21 protein-coding genes and 6 tRNA genes are annotated in these 21850 nt (G+C 67.8%); 5 read left to right on the top strand and 22 right to left on the bottom strand.

Annotated features, from left to right (window positions below):
• Positions 1-4 precede the first annotated feature (4 nt).
• The 3 genes from DQ353_RS01300 to DQ353_RS01310 are packed head-to-tail and all read left to right on the top strand — an operon-like array spanning position 5 to position 2881.
• The gene (locus DQ353_RS01300; RefSeq protein WP_113760990.1) at positions 5-763 is read left to right on the top strand and encodes an energy-coupling factor transporter transmembrane component T family protein; all 759 of its coding nucleotides are present in this window, start codon (positions 5-7) and stop codon (positions 761-763) included.
• The gene (locus DQ353_RS01305) at positions 760-2190 is read left to right on the top strand and encodes an ATP-binding cassette domain-containing protein (protein WP_181578193.1); all 1431 of its coding nucleotides are present in this window, start codon (positions 760-762) and stop codon (positions 2188-2190) included. The genes DQ353_RS01300 and DQ353_RS01305 overlap by 4 nt, the downstream gene beginning before the upstream one ends.
• Positions 2191-2218: 28 nt before the next feature.
• Positions 2219-2881 (top strand): hypothetical protein, encoded by a 663-nt coding sequence (locus DQ353_RS01310; protein WP_113760992.1) that lies wholly within the window; start codon positions 2219-2221, stop codon positions 2879-2881.
• A 6-nt stretch (positions 2882-2887) separates the two neighbouring features.
• On the opposite strand, the gene DQ353_RS01315 is transcribed toward DQ353_RS01310, so the two are convergent.
• The 11 genes from DQ353_RS01315 to msrB form a co-directional block, all read right to left on the bottom strand.
• A complete protein-coding gene (locus DQ353_RS01315) occupies positions 2888-3523 on the bottom strand; it encodes a cysteine hydrolase family protein (protein WP_113760993.1) in 636 nt (211 codons plus the stop codon).
• A gap of 110 nt (positions 3524-3633) precedes the next feature.
• Positions 3634-4113, bottom strand: coding sequence for a Rieske (2Fe-2S) protein (locus DQ353_RS01320; protein WP_181578194.1), 480 nt, complete (start codon positions 4111-4113; stop codon positions 3634-3636).
• 84 nt (positions 4114-4197) lie between these two features.
• The gene (locus DQ353_RS01325) at positions 4198-4629 is read right to left on the bottom strand and encodes a QcrA and Rieske domain-containing protein (protein ID WP_113760995.1); all 432 of its coding nucleotides are present in this window, start codon (positions 4627-4629) and stop codon (positions 4198-4200) included.
• A 148-nt stretch (positions 4630-4777) separates the two neighbouring features.
• On the bottom strand, positions 4778-6907 hold the full coding sequence (locus DQ353_RS01330; protein ID WP_113760996.1) for a 3-hydroxyacyl-CoA dehydrogenase NAD-binding domain-containing protein: 2130 nt from the start codon (positions 6905-6907) through the stop codon (positions 4778-4780).
• A gap of 3 nt (positions 6908-6910) precedes the next feature.
• Positions 6911-8149 (bottom strand): thiolase family protein, encoded by a 1239-nt coding sequence (locus DQ353_RS01335; protein ID WP_113760997.1) that lies wholly within the window; start codon positions 8147-8149, stop codon positions 6911-6913.
• A gap of 148 nt (positions 8150-8297) precedes the next feature.
• Positions 8298-9614 (bottom strand): HRDC domain-containing protein, encoded by a 1317-nt coding sequence (locus DQ353_RS01340; RefSeq protein ID WP_113760998.1) that lies wholly within the window; start codon positions 9612-9614, stop codon positions 8298-8300.
• A gap of 65 nt (positions 9615-9679) precedes the next feature.
• Positions 9680-10297, bottom strand: a complete 618-nt coding sequence (locus DQ353_RS01345) for a DUF3000 domain-containing protein (RefSeq protein ID WP_286166539.1) — start codon at positions 10295-10297, stop codon at positions 9680-9682.
• 96 nt (positions 10298-10393) lie between these two features.
• Entirely contained in the window at positions 10394-11449 is a 1056-nt protein-coding gene (locus tag DQ353_RS01350; protein ID WP_113761000.1) for a threonine aldolase family protein, read from the bottom strand.
• A gap of 75 nt (positions 11450-11524) precedes the next feature.
• Entirely contained in the window at positions 11525-12253 is a 729-nt protein-coding gene (locus DQ353_RS01355; RefSeq protein ID WP_113761001.1) for an SDR family NAD(P)-dependent oxidoreductase, read from the bottom strand.
• 40 nt (positions 12254-12293) lie between these two features.
• On the bottom strand, positions 12294-13667 hold the full coding sequence (locus tag DQ353_RS01360; protein ID WP_113761002.1) for a DUF6421 family protein: 1374 nt from the start codon (positions 13665-13667) through the stop codon (positions 12294-12296).
• Between the two features lie 224 nt (positions 13668-13891).
• A complete protein-coding gene (gene msrB, locus DQ353_RS01365; RefSeq protein ID WP_286166559.1) occupies positions 13892-14323 on the bottom strand; it encodes a peptide-methionine (R)-S-oxide reductase MsrB in 432 nt (143 codons plus the stop codon).
• A 132-nt stretch (positions 14324-14455) separates the two neighbouring features.
• On the opposite strand from msrB, the gene DQ353_RS01370 reads away from it, so the two are divergent.
• Positions 14456-15709 carry an alpha/beta hydrolase family protein gene (locus DQ353_RS01370; protein ID WP_286166540.1) on the top strand — a complete coding sequence of 418 codons (1254 nt, stop codon included), beginning with the start codon at positions 14456-14458 and terminating at the stop codon, positions 15707-15709.
• A gap of 17 nt (positions 15710-15726) precedes the next feature.
• On the opposite strand, the gene ybaK is transcribed toward DQ353_RS01370, so the two are convergent.
• The 3 genes from ybaK to DQ353_RS01385 form a co-directional block, all read right to left on the bottom strand.
• Entirely contained in the window at positions 15727-16236 is a 510-nt protein-coding gene (ybaK, locus tag DQ353_RS01375) for a Cys-tRNA(Pro) deacylase (RefSeq protein WP_113761004.1), read from the bottom strand.
• A 78-nt stretch (positions 16237-16314) separates the two neighbouring features.
• Positions 16315-16755: a SufE family protein gene (locus DQ353_RS01380; protein WP_113761231.1), complete on the bottom strand. Its 441-nt coding sequence runs from the start codon at positions 16753-16755 to the stop codon at positions 16315-16317.
• Between the two features lie 13 nt (positions 16756-16768).
• Positions 16769-17677, bottom strand: coding sequence for a sulfurtransferase (locus DQ353_RS01385; RefSeq protein ID WP_113761005.1), 909 nt, complete (start codon positions 17675-17677; stop codon positions 16769-16771).
• Between the two features lie 256 nt (positions 17678-17933).
• Between DQ353_RS01385 and zapE the strand changes: the two genes are divergently transcribed.
• A complete protein-coding gene (zapE, locus tag DQ353_RS01390) occupies positions 17934-18971 on the top strand; it encodes a cell division protein ZapE (protein WP_113761006.1) in 1038 nt (345 codons plus the stop codon).
• Positions 18972-19073: 102 nt separating this feature from the next.
• Here the strand turns inward: zapE and DQ353_RS01395 are convergent, their stop codons facing one another.
• The 8 genes from DQ353_RS01395 to DQ353_RS01430 all read right to left on the bottom strand — a co-directional run bounded on the left by DQ353_RS01395 (position 19074) and on the right by DQ353_RS01430 (position 21720).
• Positions 19074-20270 carry a benzoate/H(+) symporter BenE family transporter gene (locus DQ353_RS01395; protein ID WP_286166541.1) on the bottom strand — a complete coding sequence of 399 codons (1197 nt, stop codon included), beginning with the start codon at positions 20268-20270 and terminating at the stop codon, positions 19074-19076.
• A 104-nt stretch (positions 20271-20374) separates the two neighbouring features.
• On the bottom strand, positions 20375-20599 hold the full coding sequence (locus DQ353_RS01400; RefSeq protein ID WP_113761008.1) for an antitoxin: 225 nt from the start codon (positions 20597-20599) through the stop codon (positions 20375-20377).
• Between the two features lie 373 nt (positions 20600-20972).
• Positions 20973-21048 (bottom strand) — tRNA-Gly (locus tag DQ353_RS01405).
• Positions 21049-21081: 33 nt separating this feature from the next.
• Positions 21082-21153, bottom strand: a tRNA-Val gene (locus tag DQ353_RS01410).
• A 159-nt stretch (positions 21154-21312) separates the two neighbouring features.
• Positions 21313-21385 (bottom strand) — tRNA-Gly (locus DQ353_RS01415).
• A gap of 34 nt (positions 21386-21419) precedes the next feature.
• Positions 21420-21491 (bottom strand) — tRNA-Val (locus DQ353_RS01420).
• Positions 21492-21515: 24 nt separating this feature from the next.
• Positions 21516-21586 (bottom strand) — tRNA-Cys (locus tag DQ353_RS01425).
• 61 nt (positions 21587-21647) lie between these two features.
• A tRNA-Gly gene (locus DQ353_RS01430) sits at positions 21648-21720 on the bottom strand.
• Between the last annotated feature and the right edge of the window lie 130 nt (positions 21721-21850).

Raw genomic sequence — 21850 nt, forward strand, 5'->3', positions numbered from 1 at the left:
TCCCATGCCCCGCACCTGCCAGCTGCACCCCTTCACCGTGCTCGCCCTCGCCGCAGCGGTCACCGCCACCACCACGGCGGCAGGCCGCTGGTGGCTCAGCGTCGCGGTGCTGCTGGCATGCCTGCTGCTGGCTGCCTGGGCGCGGCGTGCCCGCAGGCTTGCCGGGCTGGCTGCGGCCATCCTGGCGCCGGCCTGGGGCTCCCAGCTGCTGATCCACGGGATGGCGGACACCGCCGGCGGCCACGTGCTGGCCGCCGCGGGCCCGCTGCGGATCACCGCCGAGGGGCTGGCGACCGCCGGGGCGCTGGGCTTGCGCACCGGGGTCCTGGTGGCGGCGGGGCTGCTGTGCACGTTGCTGATCGACCGGCACGAGCTCATTGCCGCGGTGGACCTGTCACCTGCCCCGCCGCAGCTGGGCTACCTTCTCGCGGCCACGCTGTTTCTGCTGCCTGCCCTGGAGCGGCGGCAGCGGGCCATCGGCCAGGCGCAATCGCTGCGCGGGGCAACCCCTGGAGGCGGGCCGCGCGGCTGGTTCCGCCGCGTGAGGCTGCGCTCGGTGCCGCTGGTGCTCGGTGCCCTGCAGGACGCCGCGGACCGCTCCGCCCACCTGGCCGCGCGCGGCTTCCCGGCCGCGGGGCCGCACACCCGCCTGCGCGAGGTGCAGGACTCGGCCGCCCAGCGCCGGGTGCGCCGGATCGCCCTGGCCTGCACCGTGCTGGGCCCGGTCGCGGTGCTGGCACCTTCCTGGATGGGTGCCGCGTGAGCGCGGGCCAGAACGCCGTGCTCGGGCTGGAACTGGCACGCTTCCGCTATGCCGGGGCCTCCCGCGACACGCTTTCCGGGATCAGCCTGTCCCTGGCGCCGGGCTCGCTGACGGTGGTCCTGGGGGACTCGGGATCGGGCAAGTCCACGCTCGGAGCCGTGCTGGCCGGGATGCTGCCGCGCCACGACGGAGACGCGCTGGACGCGACGCTTCACCTGGCCGGCCAGGAGATCCGCCACCGTCCCGGCGCAGCGGTGCGCATCGATCCGGTCGGCTGGGCACGGCAGGTCGGGCTGCTGCCCCAGGATGCGCGCCACTTCCTCTCCGGGGTGCGCGCGACCGTGGCGGAGGAATTGGCCCTGGGCCTGGAGAACGCCGGGGTTCCCCGCGCGCAGATGCGCCGGCGGATCGCCGCGCTCGCTGACCAACTGGAACTGCACGAGTTGCTTCAACGCGATCCGGCCAAGCTCTCCGGCGGGCAGGAACGCCTGGTGGCGCTGGCGGCGCTCGGGCTCGATGCGCCGGCGGTGCTGGTCCTGGACGAACCGCTGGCCGGCCTGGACTCCCCGGCTGCGGCCCGGATCTGGGAACTGCTGGACCGGCTGCGCGGTGGCGGCACCGCGCTGGTGCTGCTCGCCCGTGCCCTGGACCGGCTGGCGGCCGGCGCCGACACGGTGCTGGCCCTGCGCGAGGGCAGCTGCCACGCGATGGACACCGCTCTGCCGACCAGTGCCGCACCCGTGGCACCTGCGGCGCGCCGGGCACCGGGGGCGGAGCTGCTTCTCGGCTTCTCCGGGGTCGGGATCGGCTACCCGGGATCAGCAGGCCCCGTCGTTCAGGGCCTTGACCTGAAGGTGCGTGCCGGTGAATGCGTGGGGCTGGCCGGGCCCAACGGAAGCGGCAAGACCACGGTGCTCAAGGCCGCCGCCGGCCTGCTGCGCCCCGGCGCCGGGCAGGTGCACGGCAGCTCGCTGGCCGCCGGCACCGTGGGCCTGCTGCTGCAAAACCCGTCCGACCAGCTCTTCGAGCGCACCGTTGCCCGCGAGGTGGCCTTCGGCCTGCCCAAGCGCGGCCCGGAGGTGGCGCGGATCCCTGCGGTGCTGGCCTCGCTGGGCCTGGACGGGCATGCCCAGGCCCACCCCTACGAGCTGCCGGCCTCGGCCCGCCGGATTGTCGCCCTGGCCACGGTGCTGGTGCGCGAGCCGGGGGTGTTGCTGCTTGACGAGCCGACCGAGGCATTGGACGCGGACGGGTTGGCAAGGCTGCACGCGGCGCTCGCGGCGGTGCTTGACCGCGGAGGGGCGGTGCTGCTGGCCACCCACGATGAGGCGTTCATGGCCGCCACCGCGCACCGGGTGCACCGTATGGGCCCGGCCGTGCCCGCTGGGACAGGACCGGTGGCCCCGGGTAGAGTGGGGGAACTTTAGGCCGGGGCAGATTGGCGACGGGAGTGGAATGCCGCATGAGTTTGAGCGCTGGGAAGTGCTGGTGCGCGATGAGGCGCGCGTCGGGGTGCTCTACCGCTTGCTGGAATCCAGTGTCCTGCTCACCCGCGTCTGGGTCGAGGGAGACGGTGAGCCCTACCGTGCCGAGTCGCGCCTCCGTCTGGAGCCCGGGAACGGAAGCTGGGAACTGAGCTGGTACAGGGACCGGAACCTGGGCATGGCCAAGCTGATGCGCCGGGAGCCGCAGGGCCTGCCCTCCGGCTCCATGCCGAGCTACGGAGATATCCTGATGCTGTTCAAGGCCATGGAGGATCCGGGGAGCCCGTTGCACTACTGGCGGCTGAACGAGGCTGCCTGGGACGCGCAGGATGCCAACGGCCACCTGGGCGCCGAACCCAATGCGCACATCCAGCGGGTCGGTGCGCTCGAACAACTGCCCATCCCGTTGGGTGCCACGGTGTCGACCCACCGCTACGAGGCATGGGCCGACGGGGTCCTGGTCGCCACGTACTGGGTCGATGAAGGCAACGAATTGGTGTGCACGCTGTGGGGCGTGGACCTGCACAGCTACCGGGTGCCGGGGACGGCCAGCGAGGCCGGATGGATGTCGCTGTCCGGGCTCGACGACGGAACCATCGAGTTCATGACCAGGGGCTTTGACGCGGGTTCCTGACGGCTCCTAGTAGCCGCGCGAGGTGTCGGCCAGATCCTGGGAGGATTCCAGCGTGGAAATGAATTCGTCGGTGGTCGCCGGGGTGGAGAACATCGGGTAGTTGAAGCGGACCGCGGATTCGCCTTCCTCCACGGAGGTCGCCGCGACGGCATCGGTGAGCGTCACGACCTCGAAGCCGCGCTCGTAGGCGGTGCGCATGGTCGATTCCACGCAGCAATTGGTCAGGAATCCGGCCAGCACCACCTTGGTGATGCCCTTGGAGCGCAGGATGAAATCCAGGTTCGTGCTGCCGAAGGCATCCAGTCCGCGCTTGCCCTCGATCACGATGTCGGCCGGCTGCGGGGTGAAACGCGCGTCGAATTCCGCGCCCCACTGGCCCTTGACGAAGGCGGTGGCATCGACCACGCCCTTGAGGATCCCGTAGGGGTGGGCGGAGATCTCGTTGTAGCCCGGCGCGAAGCCGATGGGCGAGTGGATGACCGTGGCGCCGTGCTCGCGGGCCGCGGCCAGGGCCTTGGCGGCATTTTCCAGCGTCGAGTTGGCCTCCATGGAATCCTTGACCGCGTTGTGCAGGACGCCGCCCGGGGAGGTGAAGTCGTTTTGGAACTCGATGAACACCACTGCGGTGGACTCATTGGACATGGCTGGTCGGCTCCTTCGGGACAAGAAAATGGGTAGGCGCCCACCGGGCACCTACCCACCAACCTATGACGCCTTGCCCTCCAAGGGAAGGGATGCCGCCTCCAGCGGCCCTAGACGTAGATCAGGACCTTGTCGCCCTTGATTTCGGCGGCGAAGCGCTCCAGTGCGGCACGGGCCGGACCGGCAACGGCACTGCCGTCCTCGGGTTGGAAGTAGGAGCCGTGGCAGGGGCAGTAGAAGGCCTCGCCGTTGGGATCCTTGGTGGTCACCGCGCAGCCCTGGTGGGTGCAGATCGCGGTGTAGGCCAGCACCGTCTTCTCGTTGGGGCGGAAGAGCAGGAACCCTGCCTGCTTTCCGGCTTCCTCGCCCCGGGTGCGCACCGCGGCGACCGACAGCCGCGTTCCCACGGGCAGCTCGGCCACGGTGGCCACGACGGTTCCCTCGCCTTCGGGTGCCGGGGGAGCGGAAGGCTCGTTGTTCGGTGCGGCCGAGGAACCGTCGCCGCAGGCGGCCAGTGCCAAGGTGGCGCTGGCGGCCACGGTGGTGCCGACGAAGGCGCGGCGCGTGCAATCAGGGATGGGCAAACTCATGGGACCCATCATTCCATGCGGGCGCACCGCGCAAGCGCAGCCAGGGCTGCGATGTCACTTACAACCGTGCCGGGTTGCCGCCCGCTAGAGGAGGATCTTGACCTCGGGTCCATCCACCTCGGTGGCGAAGCGGGCCAGGGACTTCGGGGCCGGACCCTGGATGACCGAACCGTCCAGCTTCGAGTACTCCGAGCCGTGGCAGGGGCACTTGAAGATCTCGCCGCTGCCGGTGCCGACCTTGCACCCCTGGTGGGTGCACACCGAGGTGTAGGCCAGGACCGTTGACTCGTCGGGGCGGTAGAGCAGGTAGCCGGCACCGTTGACGGTGACCGAGGCGGTGCCCTTGACCGGCAGCTTGGCCAGCTCGATCGCGTCGAAGGGCTTGCCGGTGGCTTGCGGGAGATCCTGGGCCTTCCCGCCGGAGCCGCACGAAACCAATGTCACCGCGGCGCCGGCAACCAGGGAGGCCTCGATGACGCTTCTGCGGGTGGGCATGAGGGCGATGTGCTGTTTCATAACCAAAGTGTCGCGCACATTCGGGCCAAGGTCGATGGATGGGAGCCGGGATTATTTTTCGCCCGGATCTTCTGGAGACGGTGAAGGCCGGATGCCGGCCAAAACGCCGGCACCCCGCCTTCACCTGCCCTGCTGCAAGGGAACCGGTTTAGTGCTGGTGGAACTTCTTGCCGTTGACCCGCTCGGAGGCGCCGACCTGGTCAAGGTACGGGGTGATGCCGCCCAGGTGCATGGGCCAGCCGGCACCCATGACCATGCACAAATCGATGTCCTCGGGACCCGCTACGACACCCTGGGCGAGCATCAACCCGATTTCCTGGGCCAGCGCGTCCTGGGTGCGCACCAGCAGTTCCTCGGAGGTGCTCGGGGTGTTCCCGAACTCCAGCAGCCCCAGCGTGGAGGCCGGGATTTCCATCCCGCCGTCGCCGGTGGGGGCCCAAAGGGACTTGATGCCGTTTTCGATGAGCACCTGCTGGTTGCCCGAGACGCGGAAGCGCTCGCCGAAGGCGGCATGCAGCGACTCGGAGACGTGGTGGGCCACCGGGATCCCGACCATGGCCAGCAGCTTGAACGGGCTCATGGGCAGGCCCATGGGACGCAGCGCGCCGTCGGCCACCGAGGCCTCGGTGCCGTCGTCAAAGGCGTTGGCGATCTCGCCCATCAGGCGCAGCAGGATCCGGTTCACCACGAAGGCCGCCTCGTCCTTGACCAGCACGCTGGTCTTGCGCAGCGATTTGCCCAGGGCGAAGGCGGTGGCCAGGGCGGTGTCGTTGGTCCATTGGGTCCGGGCGATCTCCAGCAACGGCATCTGGGCGACCGGGTTGAAGAAGTGGAAGCCGACCAGCCTTTCGGGGTTGTCCAGGTCCCGGCCCATCTCGGTCACCGACAGGGAGGAGGTGTTGGTGGCCAGGATGCACTCGGGGGACACCACGGCCTCGACCTCGGCAAAGACCTGCTTCTTGAGGGCAAGTTCCTCGAAGACCGCCTCGATGACGAAGTCGGCATCCGCAAAGGCCTGTTTGGACACCGAGCCGGTGACCAGGGCCTTGGTGCGGTTTGCGGCGTCGGGGGAGATGCGGCCCTTGGCCAGCTGCCTGTCGACCTCGGAATGGATGTAGGACAGGCCCTTCTCGACGCGTGCGGCGTCGATGTCGGTGATGACCACCGGCACCTTCAGGTTCCTGGCGAAGAGCAGCGCGAGCTGCCCGGCCATGAGCCCGGCCCCGACCACGCCGACCTTGGTGACGGGGCGGGCGAGCTTCTTGTCCGGGGCGCCGGCGGGTCGCTTGGAGCGCTTTTGCACCAGGTCCAGGAATGCGTACACGGTGTTGTGGAAGGCGTTGGTCTGCATCATTTCGGTCAGCGCCGCGATTTCCAGGGCCGCCGATTCCTTCTGGGTGATCGACGCTCCGGCCTCGAAGACCTCCAGCACCTTGGCCGGGGCCGGGGCGGCGTTGGAGGTCTTGGCCTCCACGAAGGCCCGGGCCTTGGCTGCGGCGGCCGCCCAGCGGGCCGACACCCCGGGGTTGCCGTTCGGTTCCACGGCGTTCGGGCGCGGGACCTCGGCGCCACCGAGCACGTTCCCGGCCCAGAGCAGGGATTGCTCCAGGAAGTCCGCGGGCTCGAACAAGGCATCGGCGATGCCGAGCTTGAACGCCGCGGCCCCGTTCAGCGAGCGGTTGTTGTTCAGCGGGTTCTCGATCATCACCGTCATGGCCGCCTCGGGGCCGGTCAGGCGCGGGAGCCGGTAGACCCCGCCCCAGCCGGGGATCAGGCCGATGAAGGCCTCGGGCAGCCCGATGCCGTTGGCCCCGGTGGAGACGGTGCGGTAGGAGCAGGCCAGGGCGATTTCCAGCCCGCCGCCCAGGGCGACGCCGTTGATGAACGCGAAGGTCGGCACGCCCAGGTCGGCCAGCAGGTCGTAGCAGGCATGGCCCAGGGTGGCCATGGCCGCCCCGTGTTCGGGGGAGGCGAGGTTCTTCACGCCGTTGAGGTCCGCGCCGGCGACCAGGAAGTAGGGCTTCCCGGTCACCGCCAGCGCGGCGATCGCACCGTTGGCGGCCCGTTCCTTCTGCGCGGTGAGCGCCGCGTGCAGTTCCAGCAGGGTGTTGGGGCCCAGCGTGGTGGGTTTGGTGTGGTCGAACCCGTTGTCCAGGGTCAGCAGCGCAAGCGTGGCGCCGCCGGGCAGCACCACGTCTTCGACGAGGGAGTGGGTGATGATCTCGTCGGGGACCAGGGCGGCGAGGGAAGCGAAGTTTTCAATGGTGCGCGAGCTCATGGCTTAGGCATCCTTTCCGAAGTCTGCGTGGTGCGGGTTTTCCCAGATGACGGTGCCGCCCATGCCCAGGCCGATGCACATGGTGGTCAGCCCGTAGCGGACCGATGGGTCCTGTTCGAACTGGCGGGCCAGCTGGTTCATCAGCCGTACGCCCGAGGAGGCCAGCGGGTGGCCCACCGCGATGGCGCCGCCGTAGCGGTTCACCCGCGGGTCGGTGTCCTTGATCCCGTAGTGGTCAAGGAAGGAGAGCACCTGCACGGCGAAGGCCTCGTTGATCTCGAACAGGCCGATGTCCTCGATGCCCAGACCGGCCTGGGCCAGGGCCTTTTCGGTGGCGGGGACCGGGCCGATGCCCATGACCGAGGGGTCGACCCCGGCGAAGGCGTAGGAGACCAGGCGCATCTTCACGCTTAGCCCCAGTTCCTCGGCGGCCTGCGCGCTGGCCAGCACCGCGGCGGTGGCCCCGTCGTTCAGGCCCGCGGCGTTGCCGGCGGTGACCCGGCCGTGGGCGCGGAAGGGGGTGCGCAACCCGGCCAGCGATTCAAGGGTGGTGCCCGGGCGCGGGGGTTCGTCGGTGGTGCGCAGCGTGAAGCCCTCGGACGGGCGGCGCGCGGCGACCGGGACCAGATCCGGCTGGATGTCTCCGGCCGCGTAGGCCGCCGCCAGCTTGGCCTGGGAGGCCACGGCATAGGAGTCGGTGCGTTCCTTGGTGATGGCCGGGAAGCGGTCGTGCAGGTTCTCGGCGGTGTTGCCCATGTTCAGGGCCGCCGGGTCCACCAGGCGTTCGGCGGCGAAGCGCGGGTTCGGGTCGGCACCGGCACCCATGGGGTGGTTGCCCATGTGCTCGACGCCGCCGGCGATCACCACGTCGTAGGCGCCGAAGGCGATGGAACCGGCGGTGGTGGTCACCGCGGTCATGGCCCCGGCGCACATCCGGTCGATGGCAAATCCCGGGACCGATTGCGGCAGTCCGGCCAGCAGTGCGGCGGTGCGTCCGATGGTCAGTCCCTGGTCGCCGGTCTGCGTGGTGGCCGCGATGGCCACCTCGTCGATGCGTTCGGGCGGCAGCGAGGGGTTGCGGCGCATCAGCTCGCGGATGCATTTGACCACTAGGTCGTCGGCGCGGGTGCCGTGGTACATACCCTTCTCACCCGCCTTGCCGAAGGGGGTGCGGACGCCGTCGACGAAGACGACGTCGCGGACGCTGCGCGCATGGCGCGTGTTCACTGGCTGGGGGCTCACCGGTACTCCTTGTGATCGGGATGTGGATGTGATCCACCCCATACGCTACTGGTGAGTAACTTAGAGTGCAAGCCGGACGCTCCCGGGCACGAAAAAGCCGGGCAGGTGATTCCCGGATATTCCCGGAAAAAACCTGCCCGGCCGATCATCAGCGCTTGGCCAACTCGTCCGGATCCAGCAGCGCCACGGTCAGCACCGGGCCCACCAGGTCGATCTGCCACTGCCGGGCACCCAGGGCCCGCAGGGCGTCCGCCACGGTGTCCGGGTCGATCTGTGCCGGCGGGCTCCAGCACAACCGGCGCAGCGTGTCCGGGGTCAGCAGGTTCTCCGTGGGGATGTTCAGTGACTCGGCCGTGCGCGACACCCATGCGCGGGCGGTCTGCAGCCGGGCGGCGGCCACCGGATCCTTGTCGGCCCAGACCTTTGGCGGCGGCGGGGCGTTGTTGGGGACCTGGTTCGGCGGCAGCTCGGAGGTGGTGGAGGCGTCCTGCAGGGCGCGCAGCCACTTCGGGGCGTCCTTGGCCGCCGAGCGGCCATGGAAGCCGGGGGTCTTCAGCAGTGCGGGGACACTCTTGGGCATGGCTTTGGCCGCGGCGACCAGTGCCGAGTCCGGGATCAGCCGGCCCGGTGCGGTGTCCCTGGTCTGGGCCAGGGACTCGCGGGTCTCCCAGAGGGCGCGGACCGCGGCCAGGGTCCGGCGGTCGCGGATCTGGTGCAGGCCCGAGGTTCGGCGCCACGGGTCAACGCGCGGCGGGGCCGGGGGCGCGGTGCGCACGGCCTCGAACTCCTGTTCCGCGAAATCGAGCTTGCCGTCGGCCTCGAGGATCTTGATCAGTTCGACGCGCAGCTCGTCGAGCACCTCGACGTCCAGCGCGGCGTAGCGCAGCCATGGCTCGGGCAGCGGGCGGGTGGACCAGTCGGCGGCCGAGTGTTCCTTGGCCAGGCGCAGCCCGAGCAGGGCTTCGACGGCGGGGCCCAGGCCCACGCGCGGCAGCCCGGCGATGCGGGCGGCCAGTTCGGTGTCGAAGAGGCGGGCCGGGTCCAGGCCGAGTTCGCGCAGGCACGGCAGGTCCTGGGAGGCGGCATGCAGGATCCAGGTCTCGTTCCCGATGGCCTCCTGGATCGGATTGAGGTTCTCGAAGGGAACCGGGTCGATGAGCCAGCTGCCGGAGCCCTCGCGGCGCAGCTGGACCAGGAAGGCGCGCTGGCCGTAGCGGAAGCCCGAGGCCCGTTCGGCATCCACTGCCACCGGGCCGGTGCCCGCGGCGATGGCGCGCGCTGCGCGCGCCAGTCCCGGTGCGGTGGTGATGACCTCGGGAACCCCGTCGCGCGGCATGTCCAGCACGACCGGTTCCCGGGGCTCGGGCTGCGGTGCTTCTTCGATTCCCTCGGGCTGCGGCGGAGCGGTTGATGCGTCGGCTGCGGCGCCCGGGGCTGGTTTGGTGGCGTGGTGGGTACGGGTCATGATGTAACCGATTCTAGTACCGATTGCCCGGGGGCCGGATTCCGGCCGGCCGGAAGGGCTCGGTTTTAGGAGAGCCGGCGGTGCGGCAGCGCGGTGACCCCGCTGGGCAGCGGCGGCAATCCGGCGAACGTGCAGACCATGTCGGCCCAGGCCTCCAGGTGGGTGGAGATGTCGTGGTCACCGGGGGTCCAGGAGGCGCGCAGCTCGATGTCGATGGTCTCGGGGCGGTCCGCCAGGGTCCCGTAGCTTTCGGAGAGCACGCGGGTGGTGGTGCCCCCGGCCTGGCGGTAGTCGGCGCCGGATTCGTTCAGCGAGTCCAGCAGCCAGGTCCAGGCCACGGAGCCGAGCATGGTGTCGTTGCCCATCTCCGATTCCATGCGGGCCCGGATGTAGGTCACGATGCGGAAGGTGCCGTCCCAGAGGGCGGAGCCCGCCGGGTCGTGCAGCAGCACGAAGCGCCCGGTGGCCAGTTCCTCGGCGTGCACCTGGGCGGCGGTTTCCGCCTTGGAGCGCGCCACCCGTTCGTGGACGTCGGCGGACAGCGCCAGGGCATAGGGCGCCAGGCGGGCCGGTGCCGGGATCTCCTGAAGGCGGATTTCGCGCCGGCAGCTGGCGCGGCGAACGGCAGCCAGGGCTTCGAGGAAGGCCGGCGGCACTGCTTGGACTGGTCCGTTTGATGTCACATGGCGAGTCTAAAGTGTGGCCGTGGCTTGGCTGCTTGCGGCACGCCGGGGAGCGGGTGCGTGTTGCGCACCCGCCCCGCGGGCCGGCGGAGCAACCTACCGGGCGGCAAGTTCCTCGATCAGCGCGGCCACGAAGGAATCCACGTCCGCCTCGGTGGTGTCGAAGGAGCACATCCAGCGCACCTGGCCCGCGGCGCGGTCCCAGTCATAGAAGCGGAAGCGCTCGCGCAGCGCATCGGCCACCGCGTTGGGCAGCGCGGCGAACACGCCGTTGGATTCGGTGGGGTAGACCAATTCCACGCCGTCGGTCGCCTGGACCGCACTCGACAGCCTTGCCGCCATGGCGTTGGCGTGCGCGGCCGAGGTCCGCCACAGATCGGTGCCGTAGAGGGCCAGCAGCTGGGCGGAGATGAAGCGCATCTTGGAGGCCAGCTGCATGTTCATCTTGCGCAGGTACTTCATCGAGTCGGCCGGTCCATCGGTCAGGGTCACGATGCCCTCGCCGAACATGATGCCGTTCTTGGTGCCGCCCAGCGACAGGATGTCGATCCCGGTGCCGGTGGTCATCTCGCCCAGGCCCACACCGAGCGCGGCGGCGGCGTTCGAAAGCCGGGCCCCGTCCATGTGCACGCGCATGCCAAGCGAGTGGGAGTGCTCGGTGATGGCGCGCAGTTCCTCGAGCGTGTACAGGGTGCCGAGCTCGGTGGACTGGGTCAGCGAGACGGCCAGCGGCTGGGCGCGGTGCTCGTCTCCCCAGCCCCAGGCTTCCAGGTCGATCAGCTCGGGGGTGAGCTTGCCGTCGGGGGTCGGCACCGAGAGCAGCTTCATGCCGCCCACGCGTTCCGGGGCGCCGTTCTCGTCCACGTTGATGTGGGCGCTGTTGGCGCAGATGACTGCGCCCCAGCGCGGCAGCAGCGACTGCAGGGCGGTGACGTTGGCGCCGGTGCCGTTGAACACCGGGAAGATCGTGGCGGTGTCGCCGAAGTGCGAGGCGATGACGCGTCCGAGTTCCGCGGTGTACTCATCCTCGCCGTAGGAGACCTGGTGCCCGCCGTTGGCCGCGGCCAGGGCCGCAAGGACCTCGGGGTGGACGCCGGAATAGTTGTCCGAGGCGAAGCCGCGTACCGAGGAATCATGGATCGAGGAAGTCACTGGAGAAAAGTCCTATCGAGGGGGATTGCGGGGGAAAAATGCACCGGGGCGCGGCGGCTGCCGCGCACCCGTTGTTCAGAGGCTTGGCAGGTGGATCCGGGCGCCGTTGATCGCGGAGGCATCCGCAGTGAACAGGTCCACGGCGGCCTGGCCCAGGGCGGTGACGTCGGTGAAGCCGGCGGTGTTGCGCTCGGGGTGGGCCTCGCGGGAGTCTGCGTCGGTGAACGCCTTGATGACCCAGGTGAGGGCCGCGGCGCGTTGCGGGACGGGGTCGGCCTTGCTGCCGGACTGGGCGGTGCGCAGCTCCGCGGCCACCGATCGCATCCAGGCCTCGGCTCCGGCCTTGGCGGTGGTGTAGTTTGCGTTGGAGCCGGTGGGGGAATCCACGGCGGTGGCCGAGACGATGGCGACGCGTCCGCAGCGCGAGGCCACCAGGTCGTCGCGGAACACCCGGGTGGTGTTGCGCAGCGTGGTGACGACCTGGGTGTGCAGGAACTCGGCGTCGTCGTCGGACTGCCCGGCCAGACCCTTGCCTCCGCGCCAGCCGCCGACCAGGTGCAGCAGCCCGTCGATGGGCCCGCGCTCGGTGTCGATCAGCGCGTGCAGCTCGGTCACCGCGGCGTGGTTGGCCAGGTCGACCTCGTAGCGCCCGTGCACGAAGGGCAGCCGCTGTTCCAGCCGCTGTGCATTGGATCCGGCGGCCAGCACCGTGGCGCCGGCCTCGCACAGGGCGTGTGCCGCCGCGACGCCGGAGGCGGAGCTCGCCCCGGCAATCAGTATTGTCAGATCCTTGAGGTCAGCCATGGAAAAGATTCTAGCCTCCGTTGGGTGTGCTGTCGGTGCGTTAGATGTTCGAGGTGCCGGTGATGCCCACGGTCGATTCGATGACCGGGCGCAGTTTCTTGGCCAGGGCCTCGTAGAACATCGACAGCGGGAACTCGTCGTCCATGACCTGGTCGGTCATCTCGCGCAGCGGAGAGGTCAGCGGCAGCGCGTCTGGGCCCTTGGCCCAGACCGAGGCCGGGTGCGGGGTCAGCGTGGCGGAGACCAGCTCGTAGGCCGCAAGCCAGTGGGCGATCTTCGGGCGGTCGATCGAGCGCCAGTACAACTCGTCGATGGCATGTCCCAGGTTCGAGACGACCTCGGGGACCTGGTCCCAGTCGATCGACAGCTTGGTGTCGGTCCAGTGCAGGACGTGGTGCTGGTGCATCCAGGCGAAGAGCAGTTGCCCGCCGACCCCGTCGTAGTTGCGGGTGCGGGTCCCGGTGATGGCGAAGCGGAAGATCCGGTCGAAGATCACCGCGTACTGGACCAGCTTGGCATGGTGGAGGGTGGCCGTATCGGCGGTCGCGTCCTGGGCGATCTTGACGCATTCGCGGAAGGCCGTCAGGTCGCAGCGCAGCTCCTCCAGGGAGTAGAGGAAGAACGGCATGCGCTGCTTGATCATGAACGGGTCGAAGGGCAAATCCCCGCGCATGTGGGTGCGGTCGTGGATCAGGTCCCACATCACGAAGGTTTCCTCGGTCAGGGACTGGTCCCCGAGCATCTCCGCGGCGTCGGCGGGCAGTTCGAGGTTGGTGATCTGCGCGGCGGACTTCAGCACCCGGCGGAAGCGCGCAGCCTCGCGGTCCTGGAAGATCGCACCCCAGGTGAAGGACGGGGTTTCGCGGATGGCCACGGATTCGGGGAAGAGCACCGCTGAGTTGGTGTCGTAGCCCGGGGTGAAGTCCAGGAAGCGCAGCGGGACGAAGAGCTTGTTGGAGTAGTCCCCGGCCTCCAGCGCGGCAATGAACTCGGGCCAGATGACTTCCACCAGCACGGCCTCGAGCAGCCGGTTGGTGGAGCCGTTCTGCGTGTACATCGGGAAGAGCACCAGGTGGCGCAGCCCGTCCTCGCGGGCCAGCTGCGGCTGGAAGGCCAGCAGGGCCTCGAGGAAGTCGGGGATGCCGAACCCGGCCTGTTCCCAGGCGGCCAGGTCGCGGTGCAACGCCTGGAAGTAGTCGGCGTCGTGCGGGAACTGCGGGGCCAGCGCTTCAAGGGATTCGGTGATGGTTCCCAGCAGCGCGGCGGCGCGGGGCTTGTCGGAGTCCTCGGGCACCGAGCCGTCCTGGACCTGGAGGCCCTGGAACTCGGTGGCTGCGGCTTTCAGGGCCAGCCACGATGCGGAGTTGACGAGTTCAGAGTTGGACAGCGGCTTGGGAAGAGTTGCCTGTGACATGGTGGGAGACCCCTTTCGTTACGGCCGGACGCGCCGTGGATGCTGTTGATATTTCCTGGATCCAGCGTATCGAGAGGTCATCATCACTGATTGAAAATTGGCCTGAGCATAAGCAGTGCTGTTGCATGCGACGGCACTGCGGGGACCAAGGCATACGTGCGGGGAATGCTCGGGTTTGGCACGGCCGGAATGCGTCCCGGCGCCGGGAGCAAGGCCCGCTGCGGCTAGGTCGTCTTCAAGCGCAGCGAGACCGAGTTCATGCAGAAGCGCTGGTCGGTGGGGGTGTTGAAGCCCTCGCCCTCGAATACGTGGCCCAGATGCGAATCGCAGGCCGCGCAGCGCACCTCGACGCGAACCATGCCCAGGGTGGAATCGCGGATGTAGCGGACGCGGTCCTCGGCCAGCGGCGCGAAGAACGAGGGCCACCCGCAGCCGGCATCGAACTTGGCGTTGGAGGTAAAGAGTTCCTGGCCGCAGGCCCGGCATTCATAGACACCCTCGGTGGTGGTGTCCCAGTATTCACCGGTGAAGGGGCGTTCGGTGCCGGCCTTGCGCAGGACCTGGAATTCGTCCGGGGTCAATTCGGTGCGCCATTGCTCATCGGTCTTGGCGACGCCGGGCGAGACGGGGGTGTTGGATTCTTTGGGGCTCTGGATATCACTCACATCACGCACAACACCAAAGGCGGCGCGCTCATTCCCGCACCTGTCCGGCGACATGGATCGGCTGCGGAAGTTCATCGGGCCCAAACCACAAGGTGGCAGCCGTAGTTTGCAATGATGGTAGGCATGAAGGAAAATCTTTCCCCCAAGCCCCCTCACGCACCCTCGGCAGGCAAGGGCCTGAGCTGGGCGCTGCTGGGCGTGGGCGTCGGCGCCGCGGCAGGATCGATCTTTGCCGGCAGCGTCTCGGCGCTGGCCGCCTATTTTGCCCGCCGCGTGGTGACCCCCGATGCGGAGCCGGACCAGAGCCTGGAGATCCTCGCACTGGTGCCCACCGCCGAGGGACAGGACGTGATCCTGTCGGCGGACAAGGATTCCACGGCACCGGGCCGCTACTCGCTGTTCTTCTCCGCCGACACAGGCCATGCGCGTCTGGGCGAACCCAAGGGATACCGGTTCGGGGACGGCACAGTGACCCGGTCCGTGGAAAAAATCTACTTCGGGGACCTGTCGGCCGCGGTGCGCGGACGGCTTTCCGGGATCGTCTACGACTCGCCCGCGGACCTCGGGGCCACCTACCAAGACGTCGAGATCCCGATCCTCGGCGGCATGGCCCCGGCCTGGTACGTCCCCGGGGACACCCAGGCGGAGACCTGGGCCATCTGCGTCCATGGCCGCGGGGCCAACCGCAAGGAGGGTTTGCGCGCGCTGCCGGTGTTCGAGCGGCTGGGGATCAGCGCGCTGCTGGTCTCCTACCGCAACGACGGGGTGGCCCCCGCCGCAGTGGACGGACGCTACGGGCTCGGGGCCACGGAATGGCCCGACATCGAGTCGGCCATCGACCACGCCGTGGCCAACGGTGCCCAGGAGGTCCTGCTCTTTGGCTGGTCCATGGGCGGGGCCATCGCCCTGCAGGTGGCCGACAGGTCCCGGCAGGCACGGAAGATCGGCGCCCTGGTGCTCGACGGACCGGTGATCAACTGGATCGATGTGCTCTCGCACCAGGCCAAGCGCAACCGCATCCCCGAGGCCGTGGGCGACTTCGGCCAATGGCTGCTGGGCAACAAGGCCGGACGCTGGATGACCGGGCTGGCGGCCCCGCTGGATTTGAAGATCCTGAACTGGGTCGAACGGCACGACCAGTTGCGGGTCCCCACCCTGATCCTGCACAGCGAGGACGACGACTTCGTGCCGATCGGCCCCTCCGAGCAGCTCGCCGCACTGAACCCGCAGATGGTGGGGCTGCGGCGATTCAGCCGGGCCGGGCACACCCGGGAATGGAACGTGGACCCACAGCGTTGGGAAGCGGAGGTGACCGCCTTCGTCCAGGGCGTGCTGGAGGCCCCGCGCCCCGGGGACACCATTGCGGGCCCGGACTAGGCCCCATGCCGGTGCCCTCAGTGGCCGGCGATGTGCGCGACCTCGGCCTCGGTCAACCGCTGCAGGTCCGCCGGGGCCAGCTCCAGGTCCAATCCGCGGTGTCCTCCGGAGACATAGATGGACTCCAGCGCCATGGCACTGGTATCGATGATCGTGCGCGACTTGTTGCGCTGCCCCAACGGCGAGATCCCGCCGCGCACGTATCCGGTACGCCGCTCGGCCACGGCCGGGTCGGCCATCTCCACCTTCTTCAGCCCCAGGGCCGAAGCCATGGCCTTGAGATCCAGCGAGCGGTTCACCGGAACGATCCCCACCGCCAGCGCCCCGGCCCCCGGTTCACCAGTGGCCACCAACAGCGTCTTGAACACCCGGGCCGGGGGTACCCCGATCGCCTCGGCGGCTTCCATCCCGTAGCTGGCGGAGGAGGGGTCATGGCTGTAGGCGTGCATCGTGTAGGGGACCGCCTCGCGGTCCAGCAGCGTGGTGGCGGGGGTGCCCGTCGAGTGGGCAAACTTTTTCTTGGCCATGGGTCTTTCCGGCATCCTTCTTAAACGTGTTTGGGCGCCGGCATGTGCCGGCGCCCAAACATCGAAATTGCCTGCGGCTTAGGAACCGGCAGCGGCAACCCGCTCGCTGACCTGTCGCTTGATACGGGCAAGCATGGCAGTCATGCCACGCAAACGCAATGGCGTCAGGGCCCTGGTCAAGCCCAGCAGGTTGGGCATGTCGTCGGGGACGGCCAGCACCGCCGCGGCGGGCAACCCGTCAAGTCCCTGGTGCAGCACCGAAGCGAACCCGCGGGTGGTGGGCGCCTGCGGGGGAGCGGAGAAGAACAGCGAGACCTTGTGCTCCCCGGCCGGTTCGACCTCGATGTTCAGGAACAACGGAGTCTGGCACTCCACAACCTGTTCCAGCAGGTCCGGGTGCTCGGACAGGCGCGCCGGAAGCTCGGGCAGTTCCTCGGAAAAGTCCAGGAGCATCTCCAGACGCTCCTGCTCGGTGACCGACTGGAAGTCCTCGACGATCTCGGCCAGGGCCTGGGGCATCTCACCCATGCGGCTAGGCCCCGAATCCTGCGGGAACTGCACCGGGCTCCGAGCCCTTCACGATGGGAACGCGCACGGCGTTGCCCCACTCGGTCCAGGAACCGTCGTAGTTGCGCACGTTCTCGAAGCCGAGCAGGAACTGCAACGCAAACCAGGTGTGGCTCGAGCGCTCGCCGATGCGGCAGTACGTGATGATGTCATCGCCCACGGCCAGCCCGGCCTCGTTCAGGTAGATCGCCTCGAGCTCCGCACGGGACTTGAAGGTCCCGTCCTCGGCCGCGGCACGGCCCCACGGCACCGAAGCCGCCGAGGGGATGTGGCCGCCGCGAAGCGTGCCTTCCTCCGGGTATGCGGGCATGTGGGTGCGCTCGCCGCTGTACTCCTCGGGGGAACGCACATCGATCATCGGCTTGCCGAAGTGGCCCAGTACCTCGGGCATGAAGGCACGGATGACCGAATCGTCGCGTTCGATGACCGGGTAGCTGGTCGTGGCAACAACCGGCTTCTCGCGGGTCAATTCACGGTCTTCGGCGATCCACTTGTCGCGGCCGCCATCGAGCAGGCGGACGTCCTCGTGGCCGAACAGGGTAAAGACCCACAGGGCGTATGAGGCCCACCAGTTGGACTTGTCGCCGTAGATGACCACGGTGGAATCGCGGCTGATGCCCTTGGCTGCCATCAGCTCGGCGAAGCGCTCGCCGTCGACGTAGTCGCGGGTGTCTTCGTCGTTCAGCTCGGTGTGCCAGTCGACCTTGACCGCTCCGGGAATATGGCCCGTGTCGTACAGCAGGATGTCCTCGTTGGACTCGAGGACCACCAGGCCCGCGGTGGACAGGTGGGCCGCCAGCCAATCGGTGGACACCAGCCGTTCCGGGTGGGCATAATCGGCAAATGAAGGATTGGAGTCGATGGGCAGGCTCATTGTTATAGACCTCGCAACAAGAAAAATGGGGGATGGTGCTGCATCCAGCCTAGCCACCGTGCGCGCCCCGGGCAGCGCGAAGGAGTCATCCAACGCCATATTTCGCTTCAAGCGTCCGCAATTGCGCTATAAGCGACCGACGCCACGGATCCCATTTAGGGGATGCCCGAGGTCTGGGCATAAAATGGCTGGGGCGTGTCTCTGCGCCAAAAACGCCCGTCACAGCCTTCCGAAGACTTAAGGACCGTCCAGCCGTATGGCCACGATTACGAATCTTTCCCAACGGACCCCCACGGTCTCCATTGACGATCTTCTCGCCGGCTTCCACCCGTCGTACCGCTTCGGCGAGGTTTCCTTCGAGACCTACCGTCCGGACCCGGCATGGCCCACCCAGGCCGAGGCGGTCACCAAGCTCAGGGGCTTCGCCTCGACCATTGGCAAGTCCCGGGGCGGCTTCCTCTCCAACCTCTTCGGCAAGAAGAAGATCGAGAAATCGGGCATGTACCTGGACGGCGGGTTCGGCGTGGGCAAGACCCACCTGCTGGCCTCGTTGTGGCATCTGGCCCCGGGCCGCAAGGCCTTCGGGACCTTCGTCGAATACACCAACCTCGTCGGCGCGCTCTCCTTCCGCCAGGCGGTTGACGTGCTGAGCACCTACTCGTTGGTGTGCATCGACGAATTCGAACTCGATGACCCGGGGGACACCGTGTTGATGTCCCGCCTGATGCGTGAGCTCTCGGATGCCGGCGTGAAACTGGCCGCGACTTCCAACACCCTCCCCGGTGCGCTGGGCGAGGGACGCTTTGCCGCCGTGGACTTCCAGCGCGAGATCAAGGTGCTCGCCGAACAGTTCGACGTGCACCGCGTGGACGGCGTGGACTTCCGCCACCGCGGCCTGCCAGACGCACCGACGCCGCTGGACGATGGCGCCATCGAGGAGTTCGCCACCCAGCGCTATGGTGACAAGACCTACGCCATCGATGAGTTCTCCGACCTGGTCGCACACATGTCCAAGGTCCACCCCAGCCGCTACCGCGCATTGATCGGCGACACCGACGTGCTGGTGCTGCACAACGTGGAGACCATCACCGAGCAATCGGTCGCCCTGCGCTTTGTGGTGCTGGCCGACCGGCTCTACGACAAGGACGTGCCGATCGTTGCCTCCGGCAAGCCCTTCTCCGAGCTGTTCACCCCCGAAATGATGGCCGGCGGCTACCAGAAGAAGTACTTCCGCGCCGTATCCCGCCTCACCGCACTGGCCCGCGAGGGCCAGACCGGCGACCCGGTGCTGTAACCACTGCGAAAGGCCGTGACCGTCCCGTCCCCGGCAAACCTCTTGGCTTGGCGGGGGAGCGGGAGCAGGTCACGGCCTTTTCCATGCCCGGGCACCGGGAGATCAGCGGCGTTTGCGCTCGATCAGCAGGCGCAAGACCAGCCCGGCAAGCAGTGCCCAGAAGGCTCCGCCGATCCCGGCGAAGCTCAGGCCCGAACCGGCAATCAGGAACGCAACCAGTGAACTCATCCGGCTCGTGGGATCCGACAGCGCCGAGGATGCGGAGGCGCCCAGCGTGCCCAGCAGTGCCAGGCCTGCGGCGGCTTCCAGCAGCCCCTCCGGGCTCGCGGTGGCCAGGGCAGTGATCGCGGCCGAGGCGAGGCCCAGGACGATGTAGAAGCCGCCGGAGGACACCGCGGCAATCCAACGCCTGGAGCGGTCCTCCCCGGCTTCGTCCCCGGCGGCCAGGGCCGCGGAGATCGCGGCGAGGTTGATGGCGTGTCCGCCAAAAAGGGCCGCAGCGGCGCTGCCGAAACCGGTGGAGAGCATCGAGGCCCGCCACGGCGTCTGGTAGTTGAAGCTGGCCAGCACTGCCACGCCTGGGACGTTCTGCGAGGCCATTGTGACCACGAAGAGCGGCAGGGTGATGGCCATGAAGGCCTCGAGGCTGAAGGCCGGTGCGGTGAACTGGAGGGTGGGCAGCAATTCGTCCATGACACCGGGACCACCGGCCTGTCCCATCGAGAACCCGGCAATGCCCAGCGCCGCCGCCATGGCCGCGGGAACTGCCCAGCGGGGGCTCAGCCGCAGGAACACGAGCCAGACCACGATGACCGGGGCGACATAAAGCGGGATGGTGGACAGCGCCACGAAGGGAGCCAAGCAGAGCTTGAGCAGAACACCGGCCAACATGGCCTGGGCCAGCGACACGGGGATCGCTGCCAGCAGCCGGCCCAGCCAGGGGATGGCGCCGGTTGCGGCAATCAGCACACCGGTCATGAGGAAGGCCCCGACGGCTTGGTCCCACCCGAAGTTCACGGTCGCAGCCCCGGCGAGCAAGGCTGCTCCGGGGGTTGACCAGGCGGTGGTGATGGGTCGTTTGGTGAACCAGGCCAACCCCACGGCACATATGGCCAGGGCTATGGTCAGGGCGAAGAGCCCCGACGCCGCCTGGGCATCGGTGGCGCCGACGGCCTTGAGCCCGGTGAGCACCACGGCGAAGGAAGAGGTGTAGCCGACCAAGGCCGTCACCAATCCCGCCATGATCGGTTGCGCGGGTGGGGCCCTTGTCGAAAGGCCGCGTGTTGCTGTGGGTCTCAAATCGTATTTTCCTTGCAAACGACAGGTGCCGGTTCCGCCTCACGGCGGTACCGGCACCCGTTTGTCGTGCCTAGGGCAAATGTCCTAGTGAACCAGGCGTGGGCCTAGACGGTAGGCGTATCGTCTCCGTCGGCCTTGTCGAGGAGGCCCTTTGCGCCGTCATGAACCTTGTCGACGTGCTCGGCGAACTTGCCGCCGGTCTTTTCGTCGATGAAGTTGCCGGCGTTATCGATGGCCTCACCGATCTTGCCCGAGTTTTCTTGAATCAACTCGGCCGCCTTCTCCTTCAGTCCTTCGGCCTTGCCCTTCAGCTCGTCAAAAATAGACAAAAGGCACCTCCTCTCGATAATGGGGACCCGGAAAGCCCCCGTCTGTGAATCATCCTATGCCGAGCCGATGGCGTTTCAAGGGCATTTGCGTGATCTTTTGAAAATATTCGCGCTGACCACGTCCGATTTGGCCATATGTGGCTCGGGAGCGTGGGTGAGCTGGCCGAGCAATTTCGGCGGGTCGGCCGGTGGCGCACCACTTCGCGACGACGACCGGCAGTCGGACTGCCTGTGGTGAGACCGTCCGACAGGCCACCGCCACCCTCGAGTTGCAGAGGCTACGGCCATGAAACAAGACCCGGGACGCCGACCGGCGGGCTCGTCGTTAAACGCGTAGGCCGTCTGGTTCGGGAGAACCAAACGGCCTACATATTGGAGTGGACAACGAGGTTCGAACTCGCGACCTCAACCTTGGCAAGGTTGCGCTCTACCAGCTGAGCTATGTCCACATGAACAATCAATACCAACAGTATAGATCGTCGTGGGCGATACTGGGATCGAACCAGTGACCTCTTCCGTGTCAGGGAAGCGCGCTACCGCTGCGCCAATCGCCCGTAAGGGGTGCTGCACCTGAACTATAGCGTGGATCCGCGTTTTGCAGTACAGCTGCACCATCCACACGTATCTTCATTCGGGTACTGCGGTGTCTTCCTTTCGGAAAACCCAAAGAAATAAGGACCCCTCTTCCATGGAATTGAGGTCCATTTCTTCAGAGTGGACAACGAGGTTCGAACTCGCGACCTCGACCTTGGCAAGGTCGCGCTCTACCAGCTGAGCTATGTCCACGTGAAAAACCAACGCACCTGGTGCGGGTTCTTCGTGGGCGATACTGGGATCGAACCAGTGACCTCTTCCGTGTCAGGGAAGCGCGCTACCGCTGCGCCAATCGCCCATACTGCTGCATCATCTTACTACGAGGTGGGGACGGGATTCGAACCCGCGTAAACGGCTTTGCAGGCCGGTGCCTCGCCTCTCGGCCACCCCACCATAACCAATCGGAATAAACCGCTCGGTTTGATCGGCAAGCCGATCCGGTGAATCAAATGCGAGTGGACAACGAGGTTCGAACTCGCGACCTCGACCTTGGCAAGGTCGCGCTCTACCAGCTGAGCTATGTCCACATGAAAGAAGCGCAATCCGCCTGGAATGTTTCCGTTCCGTTTGGCTGCGTTCCAACGAGTAAAAACTCTATACGACGTTTCCCCAAAGCTCCAAATCGGCGCATTCCAGGCCCGACTTTTAGTGAAGATC

The sequence above is a fragment of the Arthrobacter sp. AQ5-05 genome (genome assembly GCF_003287975.1).
In the GTDB taxonomy this organism is placed as follows: Bacteria; Actinomycetota; Actinomycetes; order Actinomycetales; family Micrococcaceae; genus Paeniglutamicibacter.